A 10,072-nucleotide genomic window follows, 5' to 3' on the forward strand; every position below is an offset into this window, starting at 1 on the left:
GCGGGGCGGTGGGTAAAAAAGTTCATGATCAACGGGTTCGGGGGGGGTGGGGTGGGGTGGGGGTGGGTGGGTGGTGGGGTTAGCGTTCGCGGCGGCGGGGGCGGTAGGTGGCGATCGTGGCCGGTAGGCCGCGGCGGATGATGCCGGCCCAGTCGGTGTCGCCGCGTAGCACCGCCGCTGCGGTCTTGCGGGCCTGCTCGGCGGTGAAGTGTGGCGGCACCATCAGCTCGGCCGGGTCGACGAGCGCGTTGATGACCACCGGCCGGTCGGCGGTCAGTGCCCGCTCCCATACCCCCGGGATCTGGTCCGGCGAGTCGACCAGCTCACCGCGCAACCCGAGCACCTCCGCCCACTGGTGGTAGCCGATGTCGGGGAGCTGTTGGCTGTCCGGGAACATCGGCATGCCCTCGCTGGACCGTTGCTCCCAGCTGACGAATGCCAGATCCCGGTTGTTGAGCACCAGCACCACGAACCGTGGGTCGGCCCAGCTCCGCCAGTACTTCGCCACCGTGATCAGCTCGTTGACGCCGTTCATCTGCATGGCCCCGTCGCCGATCATCGCGATCAGCGGCCGGTCCGGGTGGGCGAACTTGGCGCTGAGCGCGTACGGCATGGCGCCGCCCATGGACAGCAGCGTGCCGGAGAGGCTGGCCAGCATCCCGGGTCGGACCTGCACGTGCCGGGAGTACCAGGCGGTCGCGGTGCCGCAGTCCACGGCGAGCATCGCGTCGTCGGGGAGGCGGTCGCTGAGGGTGTTGAACAGCAGTTGCGGGTTGACCGGGTCGGCGGCCTGCTCGGCCAGGTCGCGTTGGGCGCGCCGCCACGCCGAGGTGGCCTCGGCGATCTCCGCCCGCCAGGCGGTCGGGCCCGGGCCGGGGCCCAGCTCGTTCAGCAGCGCCCGTAGCGTGGGGCGGGCGTCGCCGGTCAGGTTCACCTCGGTCGGGTAGCGCAGCCCGAGCTGGGTGCCGTCCAGGTCGATCTGCACCGCGCGGGCCTGCCCGGGCGGCGGGTAGAACTCCGAGTACGGCATGTTGCTGCCCACGATCAGCAGCCGGTCGCAGCCGCTCATCAGCTGCCAGCTCGGTCGGGTGCCGAGCAGCCCGATCGCGCCGGTCACCCACGGTTCGCGGTGGTCGACGGTCGCGAAGCCGAGCAGCGCGGTGGCCACCCCGGCGCCGAGCCGGTGGGCGATCTCGCGGACCTCGTCCTCGGCCCCGAGCGCGCCCTGCCCGACCAGCATGGCCACCCGCTCGCCGCCGCGCAGCACCTCGGCGGCCCGGCGCAGGTCCGCCGTCGGCGGAACGGTCGGCGTGCTGCTCGGCACGTTGCTGGTCTGGTAGTAGCCGTGCGCGTGGGGCGGGTCGGGGACGGCCGGCTCGTCCTGCAGATCCGCGGGGAGCACCAGCGCGGTGACCGTACGCCGGGCCAACGCCGTTCGACACGCCCGGTCGACCAGGTGGCGCACCTGCGCGGGGTGGTCGAGCTGGGCCAGGAACGCCGCAGCCACGTCCTTGTACAGCGCCAGCAGGTCGACCTCCTGGTAGTAACCGCCGCCCTCGGCGGTGACCGCGGTGTGCCCGACCAGGGCGACCACCGGCTGGTGGTCGAGCTTCGCGTCGTACAGGCCGTTGAGCAGGTGGATGGCGCCCGGTCCGCTGGTCACCAGCGCGCAGCCCAGCGGCCCGCCGCCGTACTTGACGTGCGCGGAGGCGGCGAAGCCGGCGGTCTCCTCGTGGCGGACCTGGATGAACTGGGCCCGCCCATTGGTGCGTTGCAGCGCGGAGGTGAGGCCGTTGATGCCGTCGCCGGGATAGCCGAAGTAGCGGCGTACGCCCCAGGTGGCCAGGCGGGAGACAATGTGGTCCGCGACGGTCGGACGCCGGGGCAAGGTGCCCGCTTCGCCCGGTGCCGTGTGCTCTGCGCTCACCTGGCTTGTCCTTCCCGTCGCGTCCGTTACTCGTCCGGTCGTTCCCCGTCTCGACCGGACAAAACACCCCCACCGGGCGGACGTCGGGGCGGCTGACGGCCGTCCGGCAGAATCGTCGGGTGCCTGTCCACCAGATCACCGACCCCGACGACGACCGGATCGCCGACTACCGCGCGCTCACCGACGTCGAGCTGCGCACCCGCTGGGAGCCACCGCACGGCCTGTTCATCGCCGAGGGGGAACTGGTGCTGCGCCGGGCCCTGCGTGCGGGCTACCCGGCCCGGTCGTACCTGGTCGACGCCAAGCGGGTCGACCAGCTCGCCGACCTGGACACCGGCGACGCGCCGGTCTACGCCGCCACCCAGGACGTGCTGCAACGGGCCACCGGGTTCCACGTACACCGGGGGGTGCTGGCGTCGTTCCACCGCCGGCCGCTGCCGACGGCGGCCGAGGTGCTCGCCGCCGCGCGCCGGGTCGTCGTCCTGGAGGACGTGAACAACCACACCAACCTCGGTGCGATCTTCCGGGGGGCCGCCGCGCTCGGCGTCGACGGGGTGCTGCTCTCGCCGACCTGCGCCGACCCGCTGTACCGGCGCAGTGTCCGGGTCAGCATGGGTGAGGTCTTCGCCATGCCGTACGCCAAGCTCGACCGCTGGCCCGGCGGCCTGGACCAGGTGCGGGAGGCCGGCTTCACGGTGCTCGCCATGACGCCCGCGCCGGACGCCGTACCGATGCAGCGGTTGACCCCGGCGCAGCGCGAGCGGGCCGCGCTGCTGCTCGGAGCCGAGGGGCCCGGCCTCACCGCGGCGGCCCAGGCCGCCAGCGACGTGCGGGTGGTCCTTCCGATGCGTCGTGGCGTCGACTCGTTGAACGTCGCCGCCGCCGCGGCGGCGGCGTTCTGGGAGCTGGGCCGCGACGATCCGCCGTTCGGCGGCGAGTAGACCACTTCGGCTTGCATGGCCATGCGTTCTATTGCATAATTTTCCCCGTGTCCAAGGTTCTCACCTCCCTGCCCACCGGCGAACGTGTCGGCATCGCCTTCTCCGGCGGCCTCGACACCTCGGTCGCGGTCGCGTGGATGCGCGACAAGGGCGCGATTCCCTGCGCCTACACCGCCGACATCGGCCAGTACGACGAGCCCGACATCGCCTCGGTGCCCGGTCGCGCGCTCAGCTACGGCGCCGAACTCGGCCGCCTGGTCGACTGCCGCGCAGCCCTGGTCGAGGAGGGCCTGGCCGCGCTGACCTGCGGCGCCTTCCACATCCGCACCGGCGGGCGGGCGTACTTCAACACCACCCCGCTGGGCCGCGCCGTGACCGGCACCCTGCTGGTGCGGGCGATGGTCGCCGACGACGTGCAGATCTGGGGCGACGGCTCGACCTTCAAGGGCAACGACATCGAGCGGTTCTACCGGTACGGCCTGCTGGCCAACCCGATGCTGCGCATCTACAAGCCGTGGCTCGACACCGCCTTCGTCACCGAGTTGGGTGGGCGTAAGGAGATGTCGGAGTGGCTGCTCGAACGCGGCCTGCCGTACCGGGACAGCACCGAGAAGGCGTACTCGACCGACGCCAACATCTGGGGCGCCACGCACGAGGCGAAGACCCTGGAACACCTCGACACCGGCATCGAGACGGTCAACCCGATCATGGGCGTCCGGTTCTGGGACCCGTCGGTGGAGATCCCGACCGAGGACGTCACTGTCGGCTTCGACCAGGGCCGCCCGGTCACGATCAACGGCAAGGAGTTCGGCAGCGCCGTCGACCTGGTGCTGGAGGCCAACGCCATCGGCGGCCGGCACGGCCTGGGCATGTCGGACCAGATCGAGAACCGGATCATCGAGGCCAAGAGCCGCGGCATCTACGAGGCGCCCGGCATGGCGCTGCTGCACTACGCGTACGAGCGGCTGGTCAACGCGATCCACAACGAGGACACCCTGGCGAACTACCACAACGAGGGTCGTCGTCTCGGTCGGCTGATGTACGAGGGCCGCTGGCTGGACCCGCAGGCGCTGATGCTGCGCGAGTCGTTGCAGCGGTGGGTCGGCACGGCAATCACCGGCGAGGTGACGCTGCGGCTGCGCCGGGGCGAGGACTATTCGATCATCGACACCACCGGCCCGTCGTTCAGCTACCACCCCGACAAGCTGTCGATGGAGCGTACCGAGGACTCGGCGTTCGGCCCGTCGGACCGGATCGGCCAGCTCACCATGCGCAACCTGGACATCGCCGACTCGCGGTCGAAGCTGGAGCAGTACGCCTCCCTCGGCCTGGTCGGCGGCGGGAACCCGCAGCGGATGATCGGCGCCGCGCAGGCCGCCTCGACCGGGTTGATCGGCGCGATGCCCGAGGGCGGCGCGGAAGCCATCGCCTCCCGGGGCGTCGCCTCGGCGGAGGATGAGGCACTCGACCGCGCCGCGATGGAGTTCGGCGTCGACTGACCCGGCACGTCGAGGTCCGGTGTCACGGACGGTAGCGTTGCGGCCGTGTTCCCTACCGTCCGTGAGGTCCTCGCCCTGGACCCGGTCCGCCACGGCGCGCCACGCGTGGTCGCCGGCGACGAAGGGCTGGACCGACCCGTCCGCTGGGTGCACGTCGCCGAGGTGCCGGACATCGCCACCCTGCTCGGCGGCGGCGAACTGGTGCTCACCACCGGCATCGGCCTGCCCGGAGACGACGCGGGTTTGCGCGCGTTCATCGGCGACCTCGCCGACGTCGGTGTCTCCGGGCTCGTCGTCGAGCTGGGCCGCCGGTACGTCAGCGGGGTGCCCCGGGTGATGGCCGCCGCCGCCGAGCGGCGCGGGCTGCCCCTGGTGGAGCTGCGCCGGGCCACCCCGTTCGTCCGGATCACCGAGGCGGTGCACGCGCTGATCGTCGACGCGCAGCTCACCGAGCTGCGCGCCACCGAGGAGATCCACCAGCGGTTCAACGACCTCTCCGTGGAGGGCGCCGACACCGCCGAGGTGATCCGACAGGCCGCCGAGCTGTCCGGGTGCCCGGTGGTGCTGGAGAACCTGTCCCGCCAGGTGCTCGGGTACGACCCGGCGGGCGAGAGCGCCGAACTGCTGCTGGACGGCTGGGAACAGCACTCCCGGCGGATCCGTCCCGCCGGGCGGACCGCGTACGACCCGTACAGCGGCTGGCTGGTGACCACCGTCGGCGCCCGAGGGCAGGACTGGGGGCGGTTGCTGCTGCGCTGGCCGGCCAGCGGGGACGTGCCCAGCGCTGGCCCGCCCACCCGGCTCACCATCCTGATCGAGCGGGCCGCGTCCACCCTCGCGCTGGGCCGGCTGATCCGCCGCGACGCCGAGGGTCTGGAACGGCAACTGCACCGCACCCTGCTCACCGCACTGCTCGACCACTCCCGTCCGGTCGACGAGGTGGGGTTACGGGCCAAGGCGCTCGGCGTGGTGCTCGACCGGCGGCACCTGGTCGGCGTGATGGTCCGGCACCGCGCCGACGACCCCGCCGGGGAAGCCGGCCCCGAGGCCGGCCAGGCTCGGCTCCGGGACCTCTCCGAGGCCGTCGGCCAGGCCCTGCGGGAGGCCAAGCTGACCGCGTTGACCAGCGCCGTCGACGACAACTCGGTGGGTGCGCTGCTGGCCCTACCGGACCCGGCCGCCGAGGACCGCGCGCTGTCCGCGTTCGCCAGCGCCCTTCGACGGGTACGCCTCGACGCCGGCGCAGGCCGGCCGGGACCCGGTGTCGAACCGGCTCGGGCGGCTTCCGGCGCCGACGTGTCCCGTACCGGGTCTGACGCCTCCCGCGCGGCGGCCGGTGCCGATCCGACCCGTGCGGGGTTCGACGTTCCCCGGGGTGCTGGCCCGGGTGCCGTGATCGTGGCCGCCGGGTCCGGGGTGAGCACCCTGCGGGAGGCCCGACGGTCGCTGGTCGAGGCGCGGCAGATCGCCGAGGCGGCCCGCCGGGACCGGCGTGACCTGCCGATCTTCCGGTTGCCGCACGTCGGGCTGGCCGGCCTGCTGCACCTGCTGCGCGATGAGCCCCGGTTGCAGACGTTCGTGGAACGCGAACTCGGGGCGCTGCTGGAGTACGACGCCCGGCACCCCCGGGAACGGCTGCTCGACACCCTGCGCGCCTACCTGGAGCAGGGCCGCAACAAGTCCGCCGGTGCCGCCGCCGCCCACCTGTCCCGGCCGGCCTTCTACGAACGCCTGGCCCGCATAGCCCGCATCCTCGACGTGGACCTCGACTCGGTAGAGGCAAGCCTGTCCCTGCACGTGGCCCTACTAGCCCTGGAAGCAGTCCGCACCCCCTAACCCCTCCCACCTCCCCGCCTGCTCGCGGTGATCAAGAGGTTTGCGTCAGAAATGTTGGACGCGTTGACGCAAACTTCTTGATCACCGAGGCGAGCTGTGGGTTGGGTGGGGGTCAGGTGAGGGCGTTTAGGGCTTTGGCGTAGGTGGGGGGGATGTGGTTGGGGCCGCCGGGGGTGAAGACGTCGGAACTGGCTACTGCGGACCAGGCTGTTTCGGGTACGGCGTCGACAAGGGCCTGGATCACCGGGGCGTCGCGCCACTGGTCCTGCTCGGCGAGCAGGCCGAGGGCCACCACCGACTCCTCGACCTCGCCCACGCACTCGAACGGCTTGTGCCCGTCGACGCCCAGCAGTTCGCGGTAGCCGGGGATCTGCGACTCGTCGGCCAGCAGGTCACCGCCGAAGGTGCCCACCACCCGCTCCCGGGGCATGAACGGCGCCATGGCCAGGAAGACGAAGCGGCACTTCGGGCAGTCACGGCACCAGCGCTCGGACGCGTCGCGCAGCTTGAAGGCCTGGTTGCAGCTCGTCACCACGTCGTCGTACCGGGTGAACTCGGCGAACAGTCGGGCGATGTGCAGCTCGGACAGCGAGCGCAGCAGGGAGAAGTACGGGTCGGTGAGGCCGGCGTGTTCGGTTAGCGACGCCCGCAGCAGCCCTTCCGCCTCGACGCCCTTGGACCACTGGTGGTTGATCTCGTGGCCGTTCCAGACCAGGTTCGGGTCGGAGGCCGAACGCTCGTTGGACATCACCACCGGGCCCAGCCCGTGCAGGACGGCGGTGGCCACCGCGATCAGCGAGTTGATGGCGGTGACCGGGATGTGCCCGTTCAACGCGCCGGCCGCGTTCAGGTCGAACAGCACCGGGTCGAGGCGCCGCCGGGCCGCGAGGGGGACCAGCCCGGACGCCTCGTTGACCGCGACGATCACGTGGTTCGGGTTGACCGAGAACGGCACCGGGTCCAGCTCGGCGCGGCGCAGCGCCTCCAGGCTGACGATCGAGTCCTTGCCGCCGCCGACCGCGGAGAGCGGGCGACGGTCCGAGTCGTCGTACACCCGGGGCGACTCCGGCGTGCCGGCTGGCACCTCGGGGCGCAGCTGGAGGACGTGCGGCAGTTGATTGCGGTACGCGTACTCCGCGAGGCCCTTGGTGTAGATGGCCGTGACGTAGTCGACGGTGGCCGCGCCCAACGGCGCCGGCAGCACGAGGCGGGGCGGCGCGGCGGCCTTGTAGTAGCTGACCCCGGCGACGAGGTGCAGCACCTCCAGCACCCGGTTGAGGGTCGCCACCGTCTCGTCGGAGGGCGGTTCCGCCGGCAGCGGGAGTGTGATCACCTCGGTGAACCGCTGCTCACCGGCCGGGCCGGTCAGGGCGTAGTCGAACAACACCTCGCCGGTGGCGTAGTCGATCGAGTAGGACGGGAAAGTGAAGGCGTCCATCCGCCGGAGCTGCTCGTTGGGCACACGCCATACTAGGCCCTGGTTCGTCCGGCCGTGTCCGGACCGGGCCCGCCCTGCCGCCGCCGTGACCCCCGAGGAGAGCCCCGTGCGCCTGTCTGACCTGCGCGGACGAACCGTCGCCGTCTGGGGCACCGGTCGGGAGGGCCGGGCCGCTGTGACCGCCATCGCCGCGCACGGTCCGGCCGAGCTGGTCGCCGTCGACGACAGCGCGAACTTCCTGTCGCTGCCCTGGGACGGCCCGCTGGCCGAGGCGGCGCCGCTGGTCACCGGTGAGGCGGGCTTCGAACGGCTGGCCGCCGCGGAAGTGGTGGTCCGCTCCCCGGGCGTGCCCCAGACCCATCCGTGGCTGGTCGAGCTGCGCCGACGCGGGATCCCGGTGACCCAGGGCACCGCGTTGTGGATGGCCGACCATGCCGCGCGCACCGTCGGGGTCACCGGCAGCAAGGGCAAGAGCACCACCTCCAGCCTGATCAGTCATCTGCTCACCGCGATGGGCCGGCCGAACGTCTTCGGCGGCAACATCGGCGTGCCGACCCTGGACCTGCCCGAAGCCGAGCTGTACGTGCTGGAGCTGTCCAGCTACCAGTGCAGCGACCTCACCGAATCGCCCCGGGTGGCGGTGGTCACCGCGCTCTTTCCCGAGCACCTGGACGCGCACGGTGGGGAACGGGAGTACTACCGGGACAAGCTCAACCTGCTCGCCCACGACCCGCAGACGATCGTGGTCAACGGCGCCGACCCGCGGCTCGCCGCGGAGCTGGGTGAGCTGCCGGCGGTCCGGGCCGGTCACCCCGACACCACCCACGTCGCCACCGGCGTCGACGGCACGCCGTGGTTCCACCTCGGCGCCCAGCCGCTCTTCCCGCGTGCCGTGCTGCCGCTGGTCGGCCGGCACAACGAGGGCAACCTCTGCGTCGCGCTCGCCGTGCTCGACGCGCTCGGCATCGACGTGGTGGCCGAGAAGGATCACCTCGCCGTCGCGGTCGCCGAGTTCCAGGGGCTGGCCCACCGGCTCACCGAGATCACCGACCCGTCCGGGTTGACGTTCGTCGACGACACCCTGGCCACCAGCCCGTACGCGGCCATGCACGCCATCGACGCGTACGACGGGCGGCCGTTGACCGTGATCGTCGGCGGCACCGACCGGGGCCTGGACTACACGCCGCTGGCCGAGCACCTCGCCGAGCGGGAGCTGACCGTGATCGGCATCCCGGACAGCGGCGCCCGCATCGTCGAGGCGCTCGCCGACCTGCCCAAGGTGCGTACCGAGCTCGTCGACGACCTGGTCGACGCGGTACGGCTGTCCCGGCTGGTGACCCCGGCCGGCGGAGTGGTGCTGCTGTCCCCGGCCGCGCCCAGCTACGGCCGGTTCCGCAACTTCGAACACCGCTCCAAGGTCTTCGCCCAGGCCGTCGCCGACACCGCACGATGAGCACCGGGGCCACCCTCCACAGGGGACCACGCCGCGCCGCCACTGAGGATAATCTCTCCGCAACCATTCGATGATCATGCGGGAGAGACGATGGCGGTTACCTCGAGACGAACGGTCCTGGCGGCACTGGCGACGGCGGCGGTCGGTGGCCCGACCTTGCTGGCCGGGGGCACCCCCGCCCGGGCGGCCGCCGCCGACGGGTACGCCTCGAACACCGAGCTGTACGCCGACCAGACCCTGACCGAAGGCACCCAGTACGCCCGCCGTTACCGCCGTCTGGGCGTGCTCGACACCGACCTGACCGTGGACGTGGGCCTACCGCAGACGGCGGTGATCGCACCGCACGGTGGTGGCATCGAGACCGGCACCTCCGAGCTCTGCCTCGCGGTCGCTGGTGTCCACCCCGGCACCGGGGCGGCCCTCACCGATGGCCTGGGTCAGCACGACTACTGGATGTTCGAGGGCCTGCTCGGCACCGGCAACAGTGCCCTGCACGTCACCTCCACCCACTGCGACGACCCGTGGGCGGAGTCGATCTGCGGCGGGGCCCGCTACGCGGTCGCCCTGCACGGCTGCACCGAGGCCCAGGCAGGGGAGCCCGGCGGCAGCGAGGCGGTGCTGATCGGCGGGCTGGACACCACACTGCGCGAGCTGCTGCGCCAGGAGTTCGCCAAGGTCGGAGTCAAGGTGGCCCAGGGTACGAACGACGCGATCGACGGCACCCACCCGGGCAACATCTGCAACCGGACGCTGACGAAGGCGGGCGCGCAGCTTGAACTGACGACCCCGCTGCGGGTGGCGATGTTCGGCGACAACACCCGGGCCGGGCGTCGGAACAGCACCCGGCCGGTCTTCTGGTCCTTCGTCGCCGCGACCCGGGCCGCACTCGCCCTGCGCGCCGCCGCGTGAGCCGCCGGTCCTGACGGTCCGGCCGGCCTGCGGCGCGGGCCGGCCGGGCGCAGCGCAGCAGATCGTGCA

Annotated in this window: 7 protein-coding genes; 5 read left to right on the top strand and 2 right to left on the bottom strand. The window is 72.2% G+C overall.

Annotation, left to right across the window (positions count from 1 at the left end; translation table 11 throughout):
- Window positions 1-79 precede the first annotated feature (79 nt).
- Window positions 80-1,927: a thiamine pyrophosphate-requiring protein gene (locus ABZU52_RS30280; RefSeq protein WP_354974356.1), complete on the bottom strand. Its 1,848-nt coding sequence runs from the start codon at window positions 1,925-1,927 to the stop codon at window positions 80-82.
- Window positions 1,928-1,932: 5 nt separating this feature from the next.
- Here ABZU52_RS30280 and ABZU52_RS30285 point away from each other — a divergent pair, with 5 nt between their 5' ends.
- Genes ABZU52_RS30285 through ABZU52_RS30295 form a run of 3 tightly spaced genes read left to right on the top strand, consistent with a single transcriptional unit; the run spans window position 1,933 to window position 6,203 of the window.
- Complete coding sequence (locus ABZU52_RS30285) at window positions 1,933-2,868, top strand: RNA methyltransferase (protein WP_354974357.1); 936 nt, start codon at window positions 1,933-1,935, stop codon at window positions 2,866-2,868.
- A 47-nt stretch (window positions 2,869-2,915) separates the two neighbouring features.
- The gene (gene argG / locus ABZU52_RS30290) at window positions 2,916-4,367 is read left to right on the top strand and encodes an argininosuccinate synthase (RefSeq protein WP_354974358.1); all 1,452 of its coding nucleotides are present in this window, start codon (window positions 2,916-2,918) and stop codon (window positions 4,365-4,367) included.
- Between the two features lie 45 nt (window positions 4,368-4,412).
- Window positions 4,413-6,203, top strand: a complete 1,791-nt coding sequence (locus ABZU52_RS30295) for a PucR family transcriptional regulator ligand-binding domain-containing protein (RefSeq protein ID WP_354974359.1) — start codon at window positions 4,413-4,415, stop codon at window positions 6,201-6,203.
- Window positions 6,204-6,315: 112 nt separating this feature from the next.
- On the opposite strand, the gene ABZU52_RS30300 is transcribed toward ABZU52_RS30295, so the two are convergent.
- Window positions 6,316-7,665 (bottom strand): hypothetical protein, encoded by a 1,350-nt coding sequence (locus tag ABZU52_RS30300; protein ID WP_354974360.1) that lies wholly within the window; start codon window positions 7,663-7,665, stop codon window positions 6,316-6,318.
- A gap of 82 nt (window positions 7,666-7,747) precedes the next feature.
- Between ABZU52_RS30300 and murD the strand changes: the two genes are divergently transcribed.
- Window positions 7,748-9,094 (top strand): UDP-N-acetylmuramoyl-L-alanine--D-glutamate ligase, encoded by a 1,347-nt coding sequence (gene murD / locus ABZU52_RS30305; protein ID WP_354974361.1) that lies wholly within the window; start codon window positions 7,748-7,750, stop codon window positions 9,092-9,094.
- A 90-nt stretch (window positions 9,095-9,184) separates the two neighbouring features.
- Window positions 9,185-10,003, top strand: a complete 819-nt coding sequence (locus tag ABZU52_RS30310) for a poly-gamma-glutamate hydrolase family protein (RefSeq protein ID WP_354974362.1) — start codon at window positions 9,185-9,187, stop codon at window positions 10,001-10,003.
- The last annotated feature ends 69 nt before the right edge of the window (window positions 10,004-10,072 follow it).

The organism is Micromonospora sp. NPDC005220, assembly GCF_040607895.1.
In the GTDB taxonomy this organism is placed as follows: Bacteria; Actinomycetota; Actinomycetes; order Mycobacteriales; family Micromonosporaceae; genus Micromonospora.